The sequence below is a fragment of the Vibrio sp. H11 genome (assembly GCF_004804295.1).
GTDB lineage: Bacteria > Pseudomonadota > Gammaproteobacteria > Enterobacterales > Vibrionaceae > Vibrio > Vibrio ostreae.
In genome coordinates this window covers 1-22041 of sequence record NZ_SSHN01000018.1, presented here as the reverse complement: position 1 = coordinate 22041, position 22041 = coordinate 1, and the positions used below count along the sequence as shown (strand labels likewise).

At 51.3% G+C, this 22041-nt stretch carries 21 protein-coding genes; 18 read left to right on the top strand and 3 right to left on the bottom strand.

Going from position 1 to position 22041, the window contains the following annotated elements:
• Positions 1–50 precede the first annotated feature (50 nt).
• From mnmG to glmU, 14 genes are all read left to right on the top strand, one after another.
• Positions 51–1946 (top strand): tRNA uridine-5-carboxymethylaminomethyl(34) synthesis enzyme MnmG, encoded by a 1896-nt coding sequence (mnmG, locus tag E6C74_RS19535; protein ID WP_136487722.1) that lies wholly within the window; start codon positions 51–53, stop codon positions 1944–1946.
• Positions 1946–2578 (top strand): 16S rRNA (guanine(527)-N(7))-methyltransferase RsmG, encoded by a 633-nt coding sequence (gene rsmG, locus E6C74_RS19530; RefSeq protein ID WP_136487721.1) that lies wholly within the window; start codon positions 1946–1948, stop codon positions 2576–2578. The genes mnmG and rsmG overlap by 1 nt, the downstream gene beginning before the upstream one ends.
• Before the next feature lie 15 nt (positions 2579–2593).
• Positions 2594–3367, top strand: coding sequence for a ParA family protein (locus E6C74_RS19525; RefSeq protein WP_136487720.1), 774 nt, complete (start codon positions 2594–2596; stop codon positions 3365–3367).
• Positions 3368–3390: 23 nt separating this feature from the next.
• Positions 3391–4272, top strand: a complete 882-nt coding sequence (locus E6C74_RS19520) for a ParB/RepB/Spo0J family partition protein (RefSeq protein WP_136487719.1) — start codon at positions 3391–3393, stop codon at positions 4270–4272.
• A gap of 184 nt (positions 4273–4456) precedes the next feature.
• The gene (locus E6C74_RS19515) at positions 4457–4846 is read left to right on the top strand and encodes a F0F1 ATP synthase subunit I (protein ID WP_136487718.1); all 390 of its coding nucleotides are present in this window, start codon (positions 4457–4459) and stop codon (positions 4844–4846) included.
• 8 nt (positions 4847–4854) lie between these two features.
• A complete protein-coding gene (gene atpB / locus E6C74_RS19510) occupies positions 4855–5667 on the top strand; it encodes a F0F1 ATP synthase subunit A (protein ID WP_136487717.1) in 813 nt (270 codons plus the stop codon).
• A 58-nt stretch (positions 5668–5725) separates the two neighbouring features.
• A complete protein-coding gene (atpE, locus tag E6C74_RS19505; protein ID WP_002540812.1) occupies positions 5726–5980 on the top strand; it encodes a F0F1 ATP synthase subunit C in 255 nt (84 codons plus the stop codon).
• A 78-nt stretch (positions 5981–6058) separates the two neighbouring features.
• Positions 6059–6529 (top strand): F0F1 ATP synthase subunit B, encoded by a 471-nt coding sequence (gene atpF, locus E6C74_RS19500; protein WP_136487716.1) that lies wholly within the window; start codon positions 6059–6061, stop codon positions 6527–6529.
• Positions 6530–6544: 15 nt separating this feature from the next.
• Complete coding sequence (gene atpH / locus E6C74_RS19495) at positions 6545–7078, top strand: F0F1 ATP synthase subunit delta (RefSeq protein WP_136487715.1); 534 nt, start codon at positions 6545–6547, stop codon at positions 7076–7078.
• Between the two features lie 13 nt (positions 7079–7091).
• Positions 7092–8633, top strand: coding sequence for a F0F1 ATP synthase subunit alpha (gene atpA / locus E6C74_RS19490; RefSeq protein WP_136487714.1), 1542 nt, complete (start codon positions 7092–7094; stop codon positions 8631–8633).
• A 43-nt stretch (positions 8634–8676) separates the two neighbouring features.
• Positions 8677–9543: a F0F1 ATP synthase subunit gamma gene (gene atpG, locus E6C74_RS19485; protein ID WP_136487713.1), complete on the top strand. Its 867-nt coding sequence runs from the start codon at positions 8677–8679 to the stop codon at positions 9541–9543.
• A gap of 34 nt (positions 9544–9577) precedes the next feature.
• On the top strand, positions 9578–10981 hold the full coding sequence (atpD, locus tag E6C74_RS19480) for a F0F1 ATP synthase subunit beta (RefSeq protein ID WP_136487712.1): 1404 nt from the start codon (positions 9578–9580) through the stop codon (positions 10979–10981).
• A gap of 18 nt (positions 10982–10999) precedes the next feature.
• Positions 11000–11422, top strand: a complete 423-nt coding sequence (locus E6C74_RS19475; RefSeq protein WP_136487711.1) for a F0F1 ATP synthase subunit epsilon — start codon at positions 11000–11002, stop codon at positions 11420–11422.
• Positions 11423–11570: 148 nt separating this feature from the next.
• A complete protein-coding gene (gene glmU / locus E6C74_RS19470; RefSeq protein ID WP_136487710.1) occupies positions 11571–12932 on the top strand; it encodes a bifunctional UDP-N-acetylglucosamine diphosphorylase/glucosamine-1-phosphate N-acetyltransferase GlmU in 1362 nt (453 codons plus the stop codon).
• Between the two features lie 81 nt (positions 12933–13013).
• On the opposite strand, the gene punC is transcribed toward glmU, so the two are convergent.
• Complete coding sequence (gene punC, locus E6C74_RS19465) at positions 13014–14216, bottom strand: purine nucleoside transporter PunC (protein WP_136487709.1); 1203 nt, start codon at positions 14214–14216, stop codon at positions 13014–13016.
• 154 nt (positions 14217–14370) lie between these two features.
• Between punC and punR the strand changes: the two genes are divergently transcribed.
• Positions 14371–15276 (top strand): DNA-binding transcriptional activator PunR, encoded by a 906-nt coding sequence (punR, locus tag E6C74_RS19460; protein ID WP_136487708.1) that lies wholly within the window; start codon positions 14371–14373, stop codon positions 15274–15276.
• Positions 15277–15410: 134 nt separating this feature from the next.
• On the opposite strand, the gene fadA is transcribed toward punR, so the two are convergent.
• Both fadA and fadB read right to left on the bottom strand, forming a co-directional pair.
• The gene (gene fadA, locus E6C74_RS19455; RefSeq protein ID WP_136487707.1) at positions 15411–16574 is read right to left on the bottom strand and encodes an acetyl-CoA C-acyltransferase FadA; all 1164 of its coding nucleotides are present in this window, start codon (positions 16572–16574) and stop codon (positions 15411–15413) included.
• A 29-nt stretch (positions 16575–16603) separates the two neighbouring features.
• A complete protein-coding gene (gene fadB, locus E6C74_RS19450; protein WP_136487706.1) occupies positions 16604–18772 on the bottom strand; it encodes a fatty acid oxidation complex subunit alpha FadB in 2169 nt (722 codons plus the stop codon).
• Between the two features lie 227 nt (positions 18773–18999).
• Between fadB and E6C74_RS19445 the strand changes: the two genes are divergently transcribed.
• The 3 genes from E6C74_RS19445 to hemG are packed head-to-tail and all read left to right on the top strand — an operon-like array spanning position 19000 to position 21648.
• A complete protein-coding gene (locus E6C74_RS19445) occupies positions 19000–19623 on the top strand; it encodes a YigZ family protein (RefSeq protein ID WP_136487705.1) in 624 nt (207 codons plus the stop codon).
• Between the two features lie 32 nt (positions 19624–19655).
• Positions 19656–21113 carry a TrkH family potassium uptake protein gene (locus E6C74_RS19440; protein ID WP_136487704.1) on the top strand — a complete coding sequence of 486 codons (1458 nt, stop codon included), beginning with the start codon at positions 19656–19658 and terminating at the stop codon, positions 21111–21113.
• Between the two features lie 10 nt (positions 21114–21123).
• Positions 21124–21648, top strand: coding sequence for a menaquinone-dependent protoporphyrinogen IX dehydrogenase (hemG, locus tag E6C74_RS19435; protein ID WP_136487703.1), 525 nt, complete (start codon positions 21124–21126; stop codon positions 21646–21648).
• The last annotated feature ends 393 nt before the right edge of the window (positions 21649–22041 follow it).

Here is a 22041-nt window from a genome sequence, read left to right as displayed (position 1 = left end):
ACGCCTCCTTTTATTTTTCCCGTAGTCTCATTGAATACCTGAGGTCGTTCATGCTTTATCACGAAACATTTGACGTCATTGTGGTTGGTGGCGGTCATGCAGGAACGGAAGCCGCACTCGCAGCCGCTCGTACAGGCCAACGCACATTACTTCTCACGCACAATATCGATACCCTGGGCCAGATGTCCTGTAACCCGGCCATTGGTGGTATTGGTAAAGGCCACTTAGTTAAAGAAGTGGATGCAATGGGTGGTCTGATGGCACAAGCTATCGATCACGCAGGTATTCAATTTCGCACCCTGAATGCGTCTAAAGGGCCGGCAGTACGTGCCACCCGCGCTCAGGCTGACCGTGCGTTATACAAAGCGTACGTACGCAACGCGCTGGAAAATACGCCCAATCTGACGTTGTTCCAGCAAGCCGCCGATGATTTGATCGTCGAAAACGATCAAGTGCGTGGTGTGGTGACTCAAATGGGTCTTAAATTCCACGCCAAAGCCGTGGTGCTGACTGTAGGAACTTTCCTGGGTGGTAAGATCCACATCGGGATGGAAAACTTTTCTGGTGGCCGTGCCGGGGATCCTCCATCGATCGCTCTGGCTCAGCGCCTGCGTGAACTGCCGTTCCGGGTTGATCGTCTCAAAACCGGAACCCCCCCACGTATCGATGCCAACAGCGTGGATTTTTCTGTGCTGGAAACGCAGCACGGTGATAATCCGACGCCGGTGTTTTCTTTCATGGGTAACCGTGAACAACATCCGCATCAAATTCCGTGTTACATCACTCATACCAATGAGAAAACTCATGATGTGATCCGTGCCAACCTGGATCGCAGCCCGATGTATGCCGGTGTGATTGAAGGGATTGGCCCGCGTTACTGTCCGTCGATTGAAGACAAGGTGATGCGTTTTGCGGATAAGAACAGCCATCAGATCTTCATTGAGCCGGAAGGCCTGACATCAACAGAACTGTATCCGAACGGTATTTCCACCAGCCTGCCATTTGATGTGCAGCTGCAGATTGTTCGTTCGATGAAAGGGTTTGAAAACGCCCATATCGTGCGTCCGGGCTATGCGATTGAATACGATTTCTTCGATCCGCGTGACCTGAAACAGACCTATGAAACCAAATTTATCCAAGGCCTGTTCTTTGCCGGTCAAATCAACGGCACCACAGGCTATGAAGAAGCCGCGGCACAGGGGCTGATGGCCGGTCTTAACGCTAGCTTGTACAGCCAGGACAAAGAGGGCTGGAGCCCTCGTCGTGACCAGGCATACATGGGCGTGTTGATTGATGATCTGTCCACCATGGGCACTCAGGAACCGTACCGTATGTTTACCTCACGTGCTGAGTACCGTCTGCTGCTGCGCGAAGACAATGCCGACCTGCGCCTGACCGAAAAAGCCCGTGAACTGGGTCTGGTCAGTGATGAGCGCTGGGCTCGCTTTAACCATAAAATCGACAATATGGAAACCGAGCGCCAGCGACTGAAAGAGACCTGGATGAATCCGAAATCGGACGGTGTTGAAGCACTCAACGCGCTGCTGAAAACCCCGATGTCGCGCGAAGCGAGCGGTGAAGATCTGCTGCGTCGTCCGGAGATGACCTACGAACTGGTCACTTCTCTGCCAGCGTTTGCGCCGGCCCTGGAGGATCGCGAAGCGGCGGAACAGGTGGAAATTCAGGTTAAATACGAAGGTTACATCCAGCGTCAGCAGGAAGAGATTGAAAAATCGCTGCGCCATGAGCACACCAAGCTGCCGGTGGATCTGGATTACCAGGACGTTAAAGGCCTGTCGAATGAAGTGGTGTTGAAACTGAACAACGCTAAACCGGAAAGCATCGGTATTGCATCACGCATTTCCGGTGTTACTCCGGCCGCGATCTCGATTCTGCTGGTGCATCTGAAAAAACATGGCCTGTTGAAGAAAGGGGAAGCCGCCTGATGAACCCATTGCGCATCAAACTGGATGCGCTGATTGCTCAGACGACCCTGGAGGTTTCTGAGCAACAGCGTCAACAGCTGGTCGGCTACGTCGAAATGCTCAACAAATGGAATAAAGCCTACAATCTGACTTCAGTGCGTGAGCCGCTGGAGATGCTGGTCAAGCATATCCTCGACAGCATGGTGGTCAGCCCGCATCTGAGCGGCGAGCGCTTTATCGATGTCGGCACCGGCCCTGGCCTGCCGGGGATTCCGCTGGCGATCATGAATCCGGACAAATCGTTTGTCCTGCTCGATAGCCTGGGTAAGCGGATTCGCTTTATCAAACAGGTGATTCACGAGCTGAAAATCTGCAACGTCACTGCGGTGCAGAGCCGGGTGGAAGAGTTCGATCCACAAGGCGGATTTGACGGTGTGCTAAGTCGTGCGTTTGCTTCTATCACAGATATGGTAGAGTGGTGTCATCACCTGCCTTGTGCAGACAGCGGCGTATTTCTGGCATTGAAAGGCCTGCTGCCCCAAGACGAACTCGCTCAGTTACCTGAATGGTGTTCTGTGACCGACATCAAAGCTTTGAAAGTTCCTGAGTTGGAAGGTGAGCGTCATCTTGTAATCTTATCTCGCAAGGGATAACAGCGAGGCATTACCGTGGGTAAAATCGTAGCGATCGCCAACCAGAAAGGTGGCGTAGGAAAAACAACAACTTGTATTAATTTGGCAGCGTCAATGGCGGCCACCAAGCGTAAAGTGCTGGTGATCGATCTTGACCCGCAGGGTAACGCCACCATGGCGAGCGGCATCGACAAATACCAGGTTGATGCAACCGCGTACGAGTTGTTGGTTGAAGATGCGCCATTTGAAGAAGTGGTGTGCCGCACAACCACGGGACATTATGATTTGATTGCCGCTAATGGTGATGTGACCGCCGCGGAAATCAAACTGATGGAAGTGTTTGCCCGTGAAGTTCGTCTCAAGAATGCTATCGCGTCAGTTCGTGATAACTATGATTTCATCTTTATCGATTGTCCACCGGCTTTAAACCTTCTTACAATCAATGCGATGGCTGCGGCCGATTCGGTACTGGTACCGATGCAATGTGAGTACTTTGCCCTGGAAGGTTTAACGGCTTTGATGGATACGATCAGTAAGCTGGCGGCAGTGGTGAACGAGAATCTTAAGATCGAAGGTCTGCTCAGGACCATGTATGATCCTCGTAACCGCCTCGCGAATGAAGTCTCTGATCAGTTGAAAAAGCACTTTGGCAACAAAGTGTACCGCACCGTTATCCCTCGTAATGTACGCCTCGCCGAGGCGCCTAGTCATGGCAAGCCTGCCATGTACTACGACAAGTATTCTGCCGGAGCCAAAGCGTATTTAGCGTTAGCTGGCGAGATGCTGCGTCGTGAAGAAGTACCTGCATAACTCCAACTAAAGGATTCGTTTACATGTCTAAACGTGGTTTAGGAAAAGGGCTGGATGCACTTTTGTCAACCAGCTCTGTAGCGCGTGAAAAACAACAGCTGGCCACGCACAGTCAGGCCCTGTCCAGCGACGGTCAGTTGACTGATCTCGCGATCACCAGCCTCAAACCGGGCATTTACCAACCCCGTAAAGATATGTCAGCAGAAGCGCTGGAAGAACTGGCGGCTTCGATTCAGTCCCAGGGTATTATCCAGCCGATTGTTGTGCGTCCGCTGACCATGGGCGGGTATGAAATTATTGCCGGCGAACGTCGCTGGCGCGCCGCACGTCAGGCCGGGTTGAAACAGGTGCCGTGTTTGATCAAAGCGGTCGAGGATCGTGCCGCGATCGCGATGGCCCTGATCGAAAACATCCAACGTGAAGATCTGAATGTGATCGAAGAAGCCCAGGCGCTGGAGCGACTGCAGGACGAATTCAAACTGACCCACCAGCAGGTGGCGGATGTGATCGGTAAGTCGCGCGCGACCGTGAGTAACCTGCTGCGTCTCAACCAGCTCGACGACAGCGTGAAGCGCCTGGTTGAAACCAAGCAGCTGGAAATGGGTCATGCCCGTGCGCTGTTGATGCTGGAAGGTGAACAGCAGGCCGAAGTGGCAGAGCGGGTCGCTAAAAAGCAACTCACCGTACGCCAGACAGAACAACTGGTGAAAAAGTGCCTTTCTGAGACTTCTGATGCAAAAAATGTCGTGGAAGACGAAGAAATACAACAAATGTCACAAAATCTAAGTGAAAAACTCGGCGCGAAAGTGTCAATTAGCCGCTCGAAGAATGGTAAGTCGAAGATAACGATAAATCTTGATGAACCTCATAAATTCGAGCAATTGATTGCCAAGCTACAGGGCTAAGTGAGATAATTGATTTAAATCAATTGTGCAAAATAAGTTTTCTTAAGCGAAATATGTCGATGTGTGAACAAAATTGTAACTTTTTGCAGCGTTGTAATTGCAATCAGTTGCCGTCACCGTATAATTTTCGCCAATTTCCGGCCCTTAATAAAAAAGCGTTGGATATTACTAGAGGTACGAATACATGGTAGCTGCGTTAGCTAGGCCAGGACGAGAGCTTGCAAAGCGATTGTTAATGATCCAGTTTGGCGCGGCTATAGTTGTGGCAGCAGGGATGGCGATTGCCGTAAATGCTGAATGGGGAATTTCAGCGCTAATTGGCGGGGGCATATTTGTCATCGCCAATGCAGTGTTTGCGCTGTGTGCTTTTATGTTTAGTGGAGCTCGGGCTGCAAAACGCATCACGGCCTCTTTCTACACGGGTGAAGCACTCAAAATCCTCATCACTATCGCACTGTTCTCTGCAGCCTACATGTATATGCAGGTGGAACTTGTTCCCCTAAAACTAACCTATTTGCTGGTTCTGGGTATTAATATCTTTGCACCAGTGCTTTTCATTAACAACAAAAAATAGGATGAGTTATGGCTGCGCCAGGTGAAGCGCTAACATCGTCCGGATACATTGAACACCACCTTTCCAACCTATCGTTATACAAGCTAGGTATGGTCGCGGAGGAAACAAGTTTCTGGAACGTACATATCGATAGCCTGTTTTTTTCTTTGTTTACCGGACTGATCTTCCTGTGTGTGTTCCGTTCTGTGGCGAAGAAAGCAACAGTAGGTGTACCAGGCAAGCTACAGTGTTTTGTTGAAATAGTGGTTGAATTTGTCGATACCAACGTCAAAGACACCTTCCATGGACGCAATCCGCTAATAGCACCGCTGGCACTGACTATCTTTTGTTGGGTATTGCTAATGAATATCATGGACTTAGTGCCAATTGATTTCTTACCTTATCCAGCAGAACATTGGCTAGGTATCCCTTATCTTAAGGTGGTTCCTTCTGCTGATGTGAACATCACCATGGCTATGGCCCTGGGCGTATTTGCTCTGATGATTTACTACAGCATCAAAGTAAAAGGCCTGGGAGGGTTTGCGAAAGAATTGGCGTTACATCCATTCAATCACCCAGTTATGATTCCGTTTAACCTGCTTATTGAAGTGGTATCGCTGCTTGCTAAACCACTGTCACTAGGTATGCGTCTATTCGGTAACATGTTCGCGGGTGAGGTTGTATTCATTCTTATCGCAGCAATGCTACCATGGTGGCTACAATGGATGGGTTCACTACCGTGGGCTATTTTCCATATTCTGGTAATTCTGATTCAGTCTTTCGTGTTCATGATGTTGACAATCGTATATCTGTCAATGGCACACGAAGACAGTGATCATTAATAAAAATATTTAGCTTTTATTTGGGCTCATAAGCCAACAACAATAATTGGAGATAGTAATGGAAACTTTACTGAGCTTTTCTGCAATCGCCGTAGGTATCATCGTCGGTCTTGCTTCTCTTGGTACTGCGATTGGTTTCGCACTTCTGGGCGGTAAATTCCTGGAAGGCGCTGCACGTCAACCAGAAATGGCTCCTATGCTGCAAGTTAAAATGTTCATCATTGCAGGTCTGCTGGATGCGGTTCCAATGATCGGTATCGTAATCGCACTGCTATTCACTTTTGCGAACCCATTTGTTGGTCAACTAGGTTAATCACTTTTTGCCAGAGACAAACCGCGTCACGTGGTTTGTCATTGATTAACACTAAGTCCATATAGAGGGGTAGCTGTTGTGAATATGAACGCAACTCTGCTAGGTCAAGCAATTTCATTCGCACTGTTTGTGTGGTTCTGCATGAAGTATGTGTGGCCGCCAATCATGAACGCAATTGAAGAGCGTCAGAAGAAAATTGCTGACGGTTTGCAAGCTGCTGAGCGTGCAAAGAAAGATTTGGACCTAGCACAAGCCAACGCTTCTGATCAAATGAAAGAAGCGAAGCGCACAGCAACTGAGGTCATTGAGGCAGCGAATAAACGTAAAGCCATGATTTTGGAAGAAGCACGCGAGGAAGCTCAGGCAGAACGCCAGAAAATCCTTGCTCAAGCTGACGCCGAAATCGAAGCTGAACGTAACCGCGCCCGCGATGAGCTGCGCAAACAAGTTGCAACTCTGGCGATTGCTGGTGCTGAGAAGATCCTTGAGCGTTCTATCGATAAAGATGCGCACAAAGACATTCTCGACAACATTACTGCAAAACTTTAAGTCTGGGGGCGCCGAATGTCTGATATGACTACAATTGCACGCCCCTATGCTAAAGCAGCATTTGAATTTGCGGCGGACAAACAGCAACTGGCCCAATGGGGTGAGATGCTGGGTTTCGCTGCTGAAGTCGCGAATAACGACCAGATTAAAGAGCTGTTAACCAGCTCTACCTCTGCCGATAAACTGGCAGAAATCTTTGTCGCAATTTGTGGTGAACAGTTTGATGCACATGGCCAGAACCTGTTACGGGTGATGGCAGAGAACGGCCGTTTACAGGCCCTTCCGGATGTTTGCGCTCAATTCCATATCCTGAAACAGGAATATGAGAAAGAGATCAACGTTGAAGTGATTTCAGCGACTGAGCTTACTGAGCAACAAAAAGCAGACATTAGCAGCAAACTTGAGCAGCGTCTTGAACGCAAAGTTCAGCTGAATTGCAGTGTAGATGAGACCCTACTTGGTGGGGTTGTAATTCGAGCCGGAGACCTGGTCATCGATAACTCAGCGCGTGGTCGTTTAAAACGCCTGGGCGATGCCATGCAGTCTTGATGGGGATTGGAGCATGCAACTTAATTCCACGGAAATTAGCGATCTAATTAAACAGCGTATTGAATCTTTCAACGTTGTTAGTGAAGCTCGCAACGAAGGTACTATCGTTTCGGTAAGCGATGGTATTATCCGAATTCACGGCCTAGCGGACGTGATGCAGGGTGAAATGATTGAATTACCGGGTGGCCTTTTCGCACTAGCACTTAACCTTGAGCGTGACTCGGTAGGTGCGGTAGTAATGGGCCCGTACGCCAACCTGAAGGAAGGCGATAAAGTAACTGGTACTGGTCGTATTCTTGAAGTACCGGTAGGTCCTGAACTGCTGGGTCGTGTGGTTAACACTCTGGGTGAACCAATCGACGGTAAAGGTCCGATTGATGCGAAACTGACTTCTCCAGTAGAAGTGATTGCACCTGGTGTAATCGACCGTCAATCTGTTGACCAGCCAGTTCAAACTGGTTACAAATCAGTGGACTCGATGATTCCAATCGGCCGTGGTCAGCGTGAGCTGGTTATCGGTGACCGCCAGACTGGTAAAACAGCGATGGCGATCGATGCGATCATCAACCAAAAAAATTCAGGTATTTACTCTATCTACGTAGCGATCGGTCAGAAAGCATCGACTATCGCCAACGTGGTACGTAAACTGGAAGAGCACGGCGCACTGCAAAACACTATCGTGGTTGTCGCGTCTGCTTCTGAATCTGCTGCACTGCAATACCTGGCGCCTTACGCGGGTTGTGCAATGGGTGAATACTTCCGCGATCGCGGCGAAGACGCACTGATTGTTTATGATGATCTATCTAAACAAGCGGTAGCTTACCGTCAGATCTCTCTACTGCTACGTCGTCCACCGGGCCGTGAAGCTTTCCCTGGTGACGTATTCTACCTCCACTCACGTCTGCTAGAGCGTGCTGCTCGTGTCAGTGCTGAGTACGTAGAACGTTTCACTAACGGTGAAGTGAAAGGTAAGACCGGTTCTTTGACTGCTCTGCCTATCATCGAAACTCAAGCTGGTGACGTATCTGCATTCGTACCGACCAACGTTATCTCTATCACCGATGGTCAGATCTTCCTGCAAACTGAACTGTTCAACGCGGGTGTTCGCCCGGCGGTTGACCCAGGTATTTCAGTTTCGCGTGTAGGTGGTGCGGCGCAAACGAAAATCGTTAAGAAGCTGTCTGGTGGTATCCGTACCGCTCTGGCTGCATACCGTGAGCTGGCGGCATTCGCACAGTTCTCATCGGATCTTGACGATGCGACTAAACGTCAGCTGAACCATGGTCAGAAAGTAACTGAACTGATGAAACAGAAACAGTACGCTCCAATGTCTGTTTTTGATCAGGCTCTGACTATCTACGCAGCTGAGCGTGGTTACCTGAATGATGTAGAACTGTCAAAAGTTCTGGATTTCGAGGCAGCCCTACTATCGTTTGCTCGCGCGCAATACGCTGAACTTGCAGCGCAAATCGACCAGACGGGTGCATATAACGATGAAATCGAAGCTCAGCTGAAGAAGCTGGTTGATGATTTCGTAGCAACCCAAACTTGGTAATAGGTCGGTGGCATTCTTTGCCACCAACTAATGGAGAGTAACGATGGCCGGCGCAAAAGAGATACGTAATAAAATCGGTAGTGTAAAAAGCACTCAGAAAATTACGAAAGCGATGGAAATGGTGGCAGCTTCAAAAATGCGTCGCTCGCAAGAAGCGATGGAAGCTTCCCGTCCATACGCAACAACTATGCGTAAAGTGATCGGTCATGTCGCTCATGCAAATCTGGAATACCGTCATCCGTATCTGGAAGAGCGTGAAGCGAAACGTGTTGGTTACATCATTGTTTCTACAGACCGTGGTTTGTGTGGTGGTTTGAACGTTAACTTGTTCAAGAAAGCCATCACAGATATGCAAACCTGGCAGGAGAAAGGTGTTGAAGTTGAACTGGCGATTGTCGGTTCAAAAGCAACCGCTTTCTTCAAAAACAGCGGCGCGCGCGTAGCGGCTCAGGTGTCTGGTCTGGGGGATACCCCGGTACTGGAAGATCTGATCGGCTCGGTCGGTGTGATGCTGAAGAAATATGATAACGGCGAATTGGATCGTCTGTACGTGGTGTTCAACGAATTTGTAAACACCATGGTACAACAACCAAAGATCGATCAATTACTACCTTTGCCTAAATCGGAAAGCGAAGAAGTCAAGCGTGAGCATTCATGGGACTACATCTACGAGCCTGAACCAAAACCTCTGCTGGATGCGCTACTGCTGCGCTACGTAGAGTCTCAGGTTTATCAGGGTGTGGTTGAGAACCTTGCTTGTGAGCAAGCGGCTCGAATGATTGCGATGAAAGCTGCGACGGACAACGCGAGCAACCTGATTGACGAACTGGAACTGGTGTACAACAAAGCCCGTCAGGCGGCGATTACACAGGAACTGTCGGAAATCGTAAGTGGTGCGGCAGCGGTTTAAGCTTAGGTAAAACAAACAGTTTAGAGGATTAACGATGGCTACAGGTAAGATCGTACAGATCATCGGTGCGGTAGTCGACGTAGAGTTCCCGCAGAGCGATGTACCTCAGGTATACGACGCTCTAAACGTAACGGACTCCAAAGAACGTCTGGTTCTTGAAGTTCAGCAACAGCTAGGCGGTGGCGTAGTTCGTTGTATCGTAATGGGTAGCTCTGATGGTTTACGTCGTGGAGTAGAAGTAGTAAATACCGGTGCTCCAATTTCAGTACCAGTAGGTACTAAAACCCTAGGTCGTATCATGAACGTTCTGGGTGATGCGATTGATGAGCGTGGTGAGATCGGTGCGGAAGAGTCTTACTCAATCCACCGTGCAGCACCAAGCTACGAAGAGCAATCAAACGAGACTGCACTCCTGGAAACAGGGGTTAAAGTTATCGACCTGATCTGTCCATTTGCTAAAGGTGGTAAGATCGGTCTGTTTGGTGGTGCTGGTGTAGGTAAGACCGTTAACATGATGGAACTTATCAACAACATCGCACTGCAACACTCAGGTCTGTCTGTATTTGCCGGTGTAGGTGAGCGTACTCGTGAGGGTAACGACTTCTACTTCGAGATGCAGGAAGCGGGTGTTGTAAACATCGAGAAGCCGGAAGAATCAAAAGTAGCAATGGTTTACGGCCAGATGAACGAGCCACCGGGTAACCGTCTGCGTGTTGCTCTGACTGGTCTGACTATGGCTGAGCGCTTCCGTGACGAAGGTCGTGACGTACTGCTGTTCATCGATAACATTTACCGTTATACCCTTGCGGGTACTGAAGTATCGGCTCTGCTGGGTCGTATGCCATCAGCGGTAGGTTACCAGCCAACACTTGCTGAAGAGATGGGTGTTCTGCAGGAGCGTATCACGTCAACCAAGCAAGGTTCTATCACGTCTGTACAGGCGGTATACGTACCTGCGGATGACTTGACCGACCCGTCACCAGCGACGACTTTCGCGCACTTGGATGCAACCGTTGTACTTAACCGTAACATCGCATCTATGGGTCTGTACCCTGCGATCGACCCACTGGATTCGACTTCACGTCAGCTGGATCCACTGGTTGTTGGTCAGGAGCACTACGACATTGCGCGTGGCGTTCAGCAGACTCTGCAGCGCTACAAAGAGCTGAAAGACATCATTGCGATTCTGGGTATGGACGAGCTGTCTGAAGAAGACAAGCGCGTGGTATCTCGTGCACGTAAGATTGAGCGTTTCCTGACTCAGCCTTACCACGTAGCGGAAGTCTTCACAGGCGACCCGGGTACCTACGTACCACTGAAAGAAACTCTGCGTGGCTTTAAAGGCCTGTTAGCTGGTGACTACGACGACGTTCCAGAGCAAGCGTTCATGTACTGCGGTGCAATCGACGAAGCTCTAGAGAATGCGAAGAAGCTATAAGGCTAACTAGGAGGCGATATGGCAGCAATAACCTTTCATCTGGATGTAGTCAGTGCTGAGAAGAAAATCTTCTCTGGCCTAGTGGAAACATTTCAGGTGACCGGTAGCGAAGGTGAGCTAGGTATTTTCCATGGCCACACACCGCTGCTGACCGCTATTAAGCCTGGTATGGTGCGTATTGTGAAACAGCACGGCCACGAAGAAATTATTTATGTTTCTGGTGGTATTGTTGAAGTTCAGCCTGGCACAGCGACTGTGCTGGCTGATACTGCAATTCGTGGTGAAGACCTAGACGCAGCGAAGGCAGCAGAAGCTAAGCGTCGCGCTGAGGAGAATATCCAGAATCAGCACGGCGATATGAACTTCGCACAAGCGGCCAGTGAACTGGCTAAAGCCATTGCTCAGCTTCGAGTGATCGAGTTGACGAAAAAACGTCGTTAATCTTTAGCGATGTGATGACAAAAGGCGGCCTCAGGGTCGCCTTTTTGCTTATTTTTTATCAGAAATTTAACCCAATCATTTAACACGCCTATAGTAAGCCGCTAAAATGCGGTCAGTTCTTTTTATTAAAACGTCAGACAGGTACAACATGAAATTTAGCGCAGTGATCCTTGCCGCTGGTAAGGGAACACGCATGCACTCGGAGCTGCCGAAAGTGCTGCATACTCTGGCCGGTAAGCCAATGGTGAAACATGTGATTGATACGTGTCATTCACTGGGAACCCAGAATATTCATCTGGTGTACGGCCATGGCGGCGACAAAATGCAGCAGACACTGGCTCAGGAGTCGGTCAACTGGGTTTTGCAGGCCCAGCAGCTGGGGACCGGTCATGCGGTTGATCAGGCATCGGCTCAGTTTGCCGATGATGAAAAAATCCTGGTGTTGTACGGTGACGTGCCGCTGATTTCGCCACAGACCCTGGAGCGTCTGCTCGATGCCCAGCCGGAAGGTGGGATTGGTCTGCTGACGGTTGAGCTGGACAACCCGACCGGTTATGGACGTATTGTGCGCCGGGACGGTCAGGTGGTGGCCATTGTGGAGCAGAAAGATGCCTCTGAAGAGCAGAAGCTGATCCGCGAAATTAATACCGGTGTGATGGTGGCAACCGGCCGCGATCTCAAACGTTGGCTGTCTGGCCTTAACAACAATAATGCTCAGGGTGAATACTACCTGACTGACGTGATCGCGGCGGCGCACGCGGATGGCCGTATCATTGAGGCGGTGCACGCCGCCAGCGCAACGGAAGTGGAAGGGGTTAATGATCGCATTCAACTGGCGCGTCTTGAGCGTGCTTTCCAGTCCGCTCAGGCTCAGGCATTGCTGGAGCAGGGCGTGATGCTGCGTGACCCGGCCCGTTTTGATCTGCGTGGTACTATCCAGTGCGGGCGCGACGTCGAAATCGACGTGAATGTGATCATCGAAGGTAATGTGTCGATCGGCAACAACGTTGTGATTGGTGCCGGTGCGATTCTGAAAGATTGTGAAATCGACGATAACACTGTGATTCGCCCATACAGCGTGATTGAAGGTGCCACGGTCGGTGAAGACTGTACCGTTGGCCCGTTCGCCCGTCTGCGTCCGGGCGCGGAAATGCACAACGATGCTCATGTTGGTAATTTCGTTGAAATGAAAAATGCCCGTCTGGGTCAGGGATCAAAAGCCAACCATCTGACCTACCTGGGCGATGCGGAAATTGGCCAGCGCACCAATATTGGTGCCGGTACTATTACTTGTAACTACGACGGTGCTAACAAGCACAAAACCCTGATCGGGAATGATGTATTTGTCGGCTCTGACAGCCAGCTGGTGGCACCGGTCGTGATTGCCGACGGAGCGACAATTGGCGCGGGCACCACATTAACCCGTGATGTGGCCGCTGGTGAGTTAGTGATTACTCGCGCTAAAGAGAAGAAAATTTCTGGCTGGCAGCGTCCGGTGAAGAAAAAATAATTCATCGCTGATTGATATAAAAAAGCCTGCATGATAATGCAGGCTTTTTTGTGGTCGCCATCAGCAGAGAGTTAAAGACGATTACTTCTCTTCGGCGACACGGGCATGGTCCGCCGCTGTGAACTCATCATGCTTGGCGCGGTTAGCCAGCCAGTAGCCGCTCCACAGACCGAGCATACAGACCAGAATAGCTACGCCAGTAACCAGTTGGGCCTGGCTGGCCAGCGCAGCCACCAGAGCACTGGCCAGGCTGGAGACACAAATCTGCAGGCTGTTTTGCAGTCCTGCTGCCGTTGCCGGGCTCTGTTTGGCACTTGCCAGGGCGCGGTTGACCACAATCGGGTACAGAGCGCCATTGGCGACCGCAATCAGGCAGAACGGTGCCAAGATTGGCCAGATAGAGGTCAGTAGCCACTGCGAAGCAATAAATACTAGCAGCGTGGCCACAGTAAACAGTGCCAGCAGTTGTTTCAGAACCCGCTCATCACCGTATTGGCGTACACACCATTTACCCAGATAGCCACCGGTCATAAAGGCGATGGTTTGCGGAATAAAGCTCAGGCCGATATCGCGCGCATCATAGCCAAGTTGGGCCATGATTTCCGGCATCCCGGTCAGGTAGGCAAAAAACGCTGCGGACGCGGTGGCAAACATCAAAACGTGACCGGTATAAGTCCGGCTGCGCAGTAGCGCTTTGATATCTTGCCCGACTGAGGTGGTCTTTGCTTCGGGCGCGGTGTTGGTTTGTAAGCCCGTACTTACCGCCAGTACCAGACCTATCGAGGCCAGGACAATAAAGATACTGTTCCAGCCAAAGTGATCGGTCAGCACCACACCCAGCTGCGGGGCCAGCGCCGGAGAGAGCGCCACCAGCGGCATAATGGTGGCAAAGATTTGTTGGCTGGTTTTGCTCGGGTAGCGCTGGATCACCATGGCCTGCCAGATCACCGCTGGTGCACAGACACCAATCGCCTGCATAAAGCGCAGGCTGAGCAGCTGCCACACCTGATCGCTCCAGGCCAGACCGGCAGACGCCAGAGCAAACAGCAGCAGGCCGCTGATGAGGGTATTACGATGACCAAACTTATCGCTGGCCAGGCCCCACAGCAGCTGACCTGATGCCATGCCGACCAGGAAGACCGTCAGTGACAGCGCAATCTGTTCTGGTCCGGTGGCAAAGTCCTGCTCCATCAGCTTAAAGGCGGGCAGATACATGTCAGTGGCAACGAAGCCGAGCATAGAAAGTGCAGCCAGATAGAACAGCTGCCATGACGATACTTTCATTCTTATTCCCATCAAAAAAATTAACTGAAATTTATCCTGTCTGTTGAGTTGTTATGCAGGATTTATCGAAGCTGCCATTCTATTTTTGCTTTAAGATAAAATGAAACGCGAAATTTATTAGTTATCAGTCAAATTTTTTGAAAGGTAGGGCGTGATGTTTGCAAAGTCTTCACTGGAGATGCTCGATACGGTGGCCAGGCTGGGGAGCTTCACTGCGGCCGCCGAGCAACTGCATAAAGTCCCCTCGGCGATCAGCTACGGGGTGCGTCAGGTCGAGAGCGAACTGGGAGTGGTCTTGTTTCGGCGCCTGCCCCGCAAGGTGGAACTGACACCGGCTGGGGAACTGTTTATGGCCGAGGCGCGGCTGTTACTGCGTCAGATGGAAGAGGTCAAGGCACAAACCCGGCGCGCGGCGCGTGGCTGGCAGGCCACACTGAAGGTCACGCTGGATAACGTGGTTAAGTTGGATCCACTTAAAGCTATGATCGAAGAGTTTTATCGCCGCTTTGAATTTGCTGAGCTGCAAATCAACATGGAAGTGTTTAATGGATCCTGGGAAGCGATCGCTCAGGGCCGGGCGGATGTGGTGATCGGCGCCACTTCTGCTGTGCCGGTCGGGGGCGACTTTGAAGTGCGTGATATGGGCGTGCTTGACTGGGCTTTTGTCGTTGCCAGAGACCATCCTTGTGCCCGTGAGCCGGAGCTGAGTGAGGCCTTTGTCAGTCAGTTTGCTGCGATTTGCCTCGATGATACGTCCAGTGTGTTGCCGAAACGGCATACCAGCCATTATCCGCAGCAGCGCCGTTTGCTGCTGCCCAACTGGCACAGTGCGATCGAATGTCTTAAAAACGGGCTTGGAGTCGGCTATATGCCGCGACATATGGCGCAGGGCCTGCTCGCCAGCGGTGAGCTGGTGGAGCGTGATTTGACGGATCACAAGCCACTCAGCCAGTGCTGTCTGGTGTGGCGTAAAGAGGACAACCATAAACTGATTGGCTGGATGGTCGATTACCTCGGCAGTAGTGAGCAGCTTTACTGCGACTGGCTTCAGGCGTATTAAGCCAGGTCAGGACACACTAAGCCAGGCCAGAAAACCCAGTCCCGCTCTTGGCGAGCGGGACTGGAATCATCATGCCAGCTAGCACGCGACCGGGTTTGGCCGCGCACGTATTCCAATTTCAGTACCAGTAGCGACTACGGGCGTTCAAAAATGGTGGCTATGCCCTGGCCAAGACCGATACACATGGTTGCCAGACCATATTTGGCATGGTTGGCTTCCATCAGATTAATCAGTGTGGTTGAAATACGGGTACCGGAGCAACCCAGCGGATGGCCGAGAGCGATCGCGCCACCATTGAGGTTGACCTTGCTCTCCATTTTATCCAGCAAGCCGAGATCTTTGGCGCATGGCAGAGCCTGGGCGGCAAACGCTTCGTTGAGCTCGACTAAATCAATGTCATCGATAGTCAGTCCGGCCCGCTGCAGCGCTTTTTTGGTCGCCGGTACCGGGCCGTAGCCCATGATGGATGGATCGCAGCCGGCGACAGCCATTGACTTGACCCGGGCTCGGATAGTCAGTCCCAGCTCTATCGCTTTGTCCTCACTCATGATCAGCATCGCCGAGGCGCCATCTGATAACGCCGAAGAAGTGCCAGCCGTGACTGTGCCATTGGCTGGGTCAAACACCGGGCGTAACTCCGCCAGACTGGCGGTCGTGGTTTCCGCACGAATCACTTCATCACTGTCGAGCATGAATAGGGTGCCATCTGGTGCATGCCCTTCGGTAGGCAGAATCTCATTGGTAAAGCGACCTTCCAGTGTGGCTGCGTGCGCGCGCTGGTGGGAGCGGGCAGCAAAGGCATCCTGTTGCTCACGGCTGATACCGTGCAGTTTACCCAGCATCTCTGCCGTCAGGCCCATCATACCGGCCGCTTTAGCGACCTGTTTCGATAAGCCGGGATGAAAATCAACGCCATGAGTCATCGGTACATGGCCCATGTGCTCCACGCCGCCGACCAGGCAAATATCAGCATCGCCGACCATGATCGCACGGCTGGCATCGTGCAGCGCCTGCATCGAAGAACCACACAGACGGTTCACCGTGACGGCGCCGACTTCAATCGGTAACCCGGCCAGCAGAGCGGCATTACGAGCAATATTAAAACCCTGCTCCAGTGTCTGTTGCACACAGCCCCAGTAAATGTCTTCGATAGCGTGTGCATTAACCGAAGGGTTACGTGCCAGCAGGCCTTTCATCAGGTGGGCGGATAAATCTTCTGCGCGCTGGTGGCGGAAGGCGCCGCCTTTGGAGCGTCCCATCGGTGTGCGCAGGCAATCTACAATCACTACATTTTTCATTCTGTTATTCCTTGTGCAAATCGACGTAATCACGAACGGGCAGAGGGAGCCGGATAAAAGCTCTCAGCACGGGCTGCTTTGTCCAGCAACAATTGCGGCACCTGATACAGCGCACCCAGCTCTTGGTACTGCTCCGCCATAGCGATATAGGTGTCCAGCCCCAGGCTGTCCAGATAACGGAATACACCGCCGCGGAAAGGCGGGAAACCAAGGCCATAGACCAGCGCCATATCCGCTTCTGCGGCTGAGGCGACAATGCCTTCCTGCAGGCACAGCACCACTTCGTTGATCATCGGAATCATCATGCGTTCAATGATGGTCTGTGCTGCGGGTTCGCTGCGTTCGCCGCACACGGTTTCCAGCAACGGCATGATCTCGAGCGAGAATGATTTTTTCGGTTTGCCTTTTTTATCCAGGCTGTATTGATAGAAGCCGCTGCCATTCTTCTGGCCAAACTTTTCCGCTTCGTACAGCGCATCAATGGCATCACGACCGGTTTTGCCCATGCGTTGCGGGAAGCCTTCCGCCATCACGGCCTGGGCATGATGAGCGGTATCGATACCCACAACGTCCAGCAGGTAAGCCGGGCCCATTGGCCAGCCAAACTGGCGCTCCATCACTTTATCAATTTGGGTGAAGTCGGCGCCGTCACGCAGCAGCAGGCTGAAAGCAGCAAAATAAGGGAAGAGTACCCGGTTGACGAAGAACCCTGGGCAGTCGTTAACCACGATGGGGGATTTGCCCATTTTAGCGGCGTATGCGACGACCCGGTTGATGGTGTCATCTGAGGTATGCTTGCCGCGAATGATCTCAACCAGTGGCATGCGATGGACCGGGTTAAAGAAATGCATGCCACAGAAATTCTCCGGGCGCTGCAGCGATTTGGCCAGCAGGTTAATTGGAATGGTCGAGGTATTGGAGGTGATGATGGTTGCATTGTCGACCTGCTGCTCCACTTCGCTCAGAACCGCGGCTTTGACCTTAGGATTTTCCACCACAGCTTCGACCACGACATCGGCCTGTTCTATGCCGGCGTAATGCAGGCTGGGGGTGATGGAGGCCAGAATCTCGGCCATCTTGAAACCGTCAATCTTACCGCGTTCCAGCTGTTTATTGAGTAGCTTGGACGCTTCGGTCATACCCAGATCCAGTGAGTGCTGGGCAATGTCTTTCATCACGACCGGTACGCCTTTGGTCGCCGACTGATATGCGATGCCGCCACCCATGATGCCGGCCCCCAGCACCGCCGCGCGCTCGGTCTGTCGGGTTGCCGCTTTGGCGGATTGTTTAGCCAGGCCTTTAATGTACTGGTCGTTGAGGAAGATACCGACCAGCGCGGCAGCCTGCGGGGATTTGGCTAACTGGATAAAATGCTGGCGTTCAATCGCCAGTGCTTCATCACGCTGACAAGCTGCTGCCTGTTCTATGCTGGTGACGGCGGCCATCGGGGCCGGATAATGCGGGCCGGCAACCTGAGCGACCATGCCCTTGGCGCAGGTAAAGCTCATCATGGCTTCGGTTTTACTTAAACTGAGTGGCGCCATCTTTTGTGCCCGGCGAGCCTGCCAGTCCAGTTTCTCGTGGATGGCCTGAGTCAGGGTAGCCAGAGCTGAGCTGATGAGCTGATCACGGTCGACAATCGCATCCAGCAGACCCAGTTTGAGAGCCTCTTCTGCCCGGCACGCTTTACCCTGCGTAATGATTTCCATCGCGCTGTCGGCACCGATCAAGCGCGGCAGGCGCACTGTGCCGCCAAAACCGGGCATGATACCCAGTTTGGTTTCTGGTAGCCCGATGCTGGTGGTTTTGTCACCAATGCGAAAGTCGGTAGCAAGTACACACTCACATCCACCACCGAGCGTGAAGCCGGTCAGGGCTGACAGCGTCGGTACGGGCAGATCTTCCAGTTTATTGAAAATGCGGTTGGCAAATTGCAGCCACTGGTCGAGCTCGGCTTCCGGTTTGGCAAACAGGCCGAGAAATTCGGTGATGTCGGCCCCGACAATAAAAGCGTCTTTGTCCGAGTTGAGAATTAGGCCTTTTAGACCAGCGGTGGCATGCAGTACATCTAACGCTTCATCTAACGATTGCAGGGTAGCAAGGTCAAGTTTATTAACGGATTGCGGCGCGCAGAAGGTAAGCTCGGCAATACCGTCCTGTAATTCCTTTACCTGTAGGGTGTTGGCTTGGTAAATCATTGTCTATCTCCGTGACATACAATCGGTGATTGTGTGTGAGAGTGTTCTGGGTACTCAGTTGTTATTTTGTTCTGGTTAGACCAGTAATTTTAGTGTGAACCCGGGATTGGTTAATTTCAATACATTTTTTAAACAACTGTTTAACATTGTGCGCTCATACCAATCCTAGGTCATTTTTACTGAGCTCGTGTTACACTGGCCGGCCTTTTCATCACAGAGTGAGAGTTATGAACGTTCAGCCCTATTTCATTCCCGCCGCTCCGGTGCAGTCTGAAGAGGAAATCAAGAAAAGCCACTTTATTACCTATCTGGCGCATACGCCGGGGATTGAGGCGGCTAAAACCTTTGTTGAACAGATTAAAGCTCAGCATAGCGATGCCCGTCATAACTGTTGGGCCTTCGTGGCCGGACGACCACAAGATTCCATGTTGTGGGGATTCAGTGATGATGGTGAACCATCCGGTACCGCGGGGAAGCCTATTTTGGCCCAGTTGTCCGGTTGCGGCGTGGGTGAATTGACGGCGGTGGTGACGCGCTATTATGGTGGTATTCGCCTTGGTACCGGTGGCTTGGTCAAAGCCTATGGCGGTGGAGTGCAACAGGCACTTAAGTTGCTTCAAACAATTGAGAAAAAAATCACCACAAAGTTACGCCTGACGTTAGACTACGGATTAGTGGCTCTGGCGCAGTCAGTGATGAGTCAGTTCGAGGCGGTCGAAGTGCAGTCACAATATAATGAAAGTGTTCAATTGGTGGTGGAGCTGGAATTCCTCAACGTAGATGCGTTCACCCAAAGCCTTATTAACAAGAGTGGGGCTAAAATTCTTGTTACTCGTATGGATAACGAATAGGAAGTCAGAAGCGCTGCTTCGTAAGTCTGTTAATGCAATTTCGTTCAATAATTCGAATCGTCGGGCTGCTGCTCGCTCTGTTTAGTGTCTCCATGCTGGCGCCGGCGCTGGTGGCGTTGATCTATCGTGATGGTGCCGGGGTGCCTTTTGTCTCGACATTTTTTGTGCTGCTGCTGTGCGGAGGCCTATTCTGGTGGCCTAACCGGCGCTATCGGCATGAATTAAAATCCCGTGACGGCTTTCTGATCGTGGTTCTGTTCTGGACCGTTATCGGCAGTGCCGGTTCACTGCCTTTCCTGCTGGCTGATACGCCCAATGTTTCGGTCACGGACGCCTTCTTTGAATCGTTTTCTGCTTTGACTACCACCGGTGCGACAGTGATCGTCGGACTCGACAGTCTGCCCAAAGCCATTCTGTTCTATCGCCAGTTTCTGCAATGGTTCGGCGGAATGGGGATCATTGTCTTGGCGGTGGCTATTCTGCCGGTACTTGGCATCGGTGGTATGCAGCTTTACCGGGCTGAGATTCCCGGCCCGGTGAAAGATAATAAGGTGACGCCACGCATTGCCGAAACGGCCAAAGCGCTGTGGTACATTTATCTCAGCCTAACCATTGCCTGTGCGGGTTCATTCTGGCTGGCCGGGATGACGCTGTTTGACGCCATTTGTCATAGCTTCTCTACCATCGCTATCGGTGGCTTCTCTACCCATGACGCCAGCATCGGTTACTTCGACAGTTACGCCATCAACATGATCACTGTGGTGTTCCTGCTTATTTCTGCCTGTAACTTCACTCTGCACTATGCGGCATTTTCAACCGGCGGGGTGCATCCTAAGTATTATTGGCGCGATCCCGAATTCCGCGCCTTTATTGTGATTCAGTTTATCCTGTTTGCGGTTTGTTTCCTCATGCTGTTGAAACATCACTCAACGGACTCTCTGTACGACGCTTTTGATCAGGCACTGTTTCAGACCGTGTCGATATCAACGACCGCCGGATTTACCACCACAGGCTTTGCTGATTGGCCGCTGTTCTTACCAGTCCTGTTACTGTTTTCCTCTTTTATCGGTGGTTGTGCCGGTTCGACCGGTGGGGGGATGAAGGTCATCCGGGTTTTTCTGCTTACTCTGCAAGGGGCCCGGGAAATGAAACGTCTGGTCCATCCGCGCGCCATCTATCATATTAAAATCGGAGACAGTGCACTGCCACAACGGGTTGTCGATGCGGTGTGGGGGTTCTTCTCGGCTTACGCGCTGGTGTTTGTGGTGTGTATGCTGGCTTTGATAGCAACCGGTATGGATGAACTGAGCGCTTTTGCTGCGGTGGCGGCCACACTGAATAACCTAGGGCCTGGGCTGGGAGAAGTCTCAGTCCACTTTGCCAATGTGAACGATACCGCCAAGTGGATCCTGATTGTGTCGATGCTATTCGGCCGCTTAGAAATATTTACCTTATTGATACTGCTGACGCCGACTTTCTGGCGCAGCTAAGGATAGAATCGTGAAAGCACTGTTGCTTTATTCCAGCCGTGAAGGGCAGACGAAAAAAATCATCGAGCGAATTGCTACTCAGCTTGCACCAATAGAATGCGAGATTGCAGACCTGCACACAACCGGGGAAGTGGACTGGGCCGCGTACGACAAAGTGCTGATCGGAGCCTCAATTCGTTATGGCCGTTTTAATAAGGAACTGTATCAGTTCATCGAACGCAATCTGACACCATTACAACGCGCTGATGCCGCTTTCTTCTGTGTTAATCTGACCGCCCGTAAAGAAGACCAGGGTAAAGATACCCCGCAAGGTAGTGTCTATGTTCAGACCTTCCTTAAGAAGTCCCCTTGGCAGCCCGATGTGATTGGGGTGTTTGCCGGTGCTCTCTATTACCCTCGCTACCGCTGGTTCGATAAAATGATGATTCGTCTGATAATGACGATGACCGGTGGCGAAACGGATACCAGTAAAGAAGTCGAGTACACCAATTGGGAAAAAGTGACTCAATTCGCGAAAAAGTTTAAAAACATGTAAACCAAACGGGTAGATTTGCGGCTTATTGACGTCTTTTTATACGAACGGCAAGAAAGTAATAAAAAATGGCAAAAAAACTATTGCCAAATTCTGGTTGCTCCCTATAATGCCGCCTCACTGACACGGGAACAGTTCGCAAGAAGCGCTTCCGGGTTTAGACGGTTACCAAGCATCATCAAAATTGATGAAAAAGTTTTGAAAAAAAGTGGTTGACACTAAAACTTAACTCGCTAAAATGGCCGTCCGCTTTGAGAGGAAGACCTCAATAAGCAACGCTCTTTAACAATATAAACCTATCAATCTGTGTGGGCACTCGTTGATGATAATCGAAGATGATTCTAAAGAATCAACTTAGGTATCAATGAACTGAGTGACCAATTTGAATGAGCAATC

Bases quoted from the DNA above. Each gene is read 5' to 3' on its own strand.
- E6C74_RS19475 (WP_136487711.1), top strand. From the start codon at position 11,000: ATGGCAGCAATAACCTTTCATCTGGATGTAGTCAGTGCTGAGAAGAAA.
- E6C74_RS19445 (WP_136487705.1), top strand. From the start codon at position 19,000: ATGAACGTTCAGCCCTATTTCATTCCCGCCGCTCCGGTGCAGTCTGAA.
- glmU (WP_136487710.1), top strand. From the start codon at position 11,571: ATGAAATTTAGCGCAGTGATCCTTGCCGCTGGTAAGGGAACACGCATG.
- atpG (WP_136487713.1), top strand. From the start codon at position 8,677: ATGGCCGGCGCAAAAGAGATACGTAATAAAATCGGTAGTGTAAAAAGC.
- atpB (WP_136487717.1), top strand. From the start codon at position 4,855: ATGGCTGCGCCAGGTGAAGCGCTAACATCGTCCGGATACATTGAACAC.
- rsmG (WP_136487721.1), top strand. From the start codon at position 1,946: ATGAACCCATTGCGCATCAAACTGGATGCGCTGATTGCTCAGACGACC.
- E6C74_RS19515 (WP_136487718.1), top strand. From the start codon at position 4,457: ATGGTAGCTGCGTTAGCTAGGCCAGGACGAGAGCTTGCAAAGCGATTG.
- fadB (WP_136487706.1), bottom strand. From the start codon at position 18,772: ATGATTTACCAAGCCAACACCCTACAGGTAAAGGAATTACAGGACGGT.
- E6C74_RS19520 (WP_136487719.1), top strand. From the start codon at position 3,391: ATGTCTAAACGTGGTTTAGGAAAAGGGCTGGATGCACTTTTGTCAACC.
- atpD (WP_136487712.1), top strand. From the start codon at position 9,578: ATGGCTACAGGTAAGATCGTACAGATCATCGGTGCGGTAGTCGACGTA.
- atpE (WP_002540812.1), top strand. From the start codon at position 5,726: ATGGAAACTTTACTGAGCTTTTCTGCAATCGCCGTAGGTATCATCGTC.
- punR (WP_136487708.1), top strand. From the start codon at position 14,371: ATGTTTGCAAAGTCTTCACTGGAGATGCTCGATACGGTGGCCAGGCTG.
- fadA (WP_136487707.1), bottom strand. From the start codon at position 16,574: ATGAAAAATGTAGTGATTGTAGATTGCCTGCGCACACCGATGGGACGC.
- punC (WP_136487709.1), bottom strand. From the start codon at position 14,216: ATGAAAGTATCGTCATGGCAGCTGTTCTATCTGGCTGCACTTTCTATG.
- E6C74_RS19440 (WP_136487704.1), top strand. From the start codon at position 19,656: ATGCAATTTCGTTCAATAATTCGAATCGTCGGGCTGCTGCTCGCTCTG.
- atpH (WP_136487715.1), top strand. From the start codon at position 6,545: ATGTCTGATATGACTACAATTGCACGCCCCTATGCTAAAGCAGCATTT.
- atpA (WP_136487714.1), top strand. From the start codon at position 7,092: ATGCAACTTAATTCCACGGAAATTAGCGATCTAATTAAACAGCGTATT.
- mnmG (WP_136487722.1), top strand. From the start codon at position 51: ATGCTTTATCACGAAACATTTGACGTCATTGTGGTTGGTGGCGGTCAT.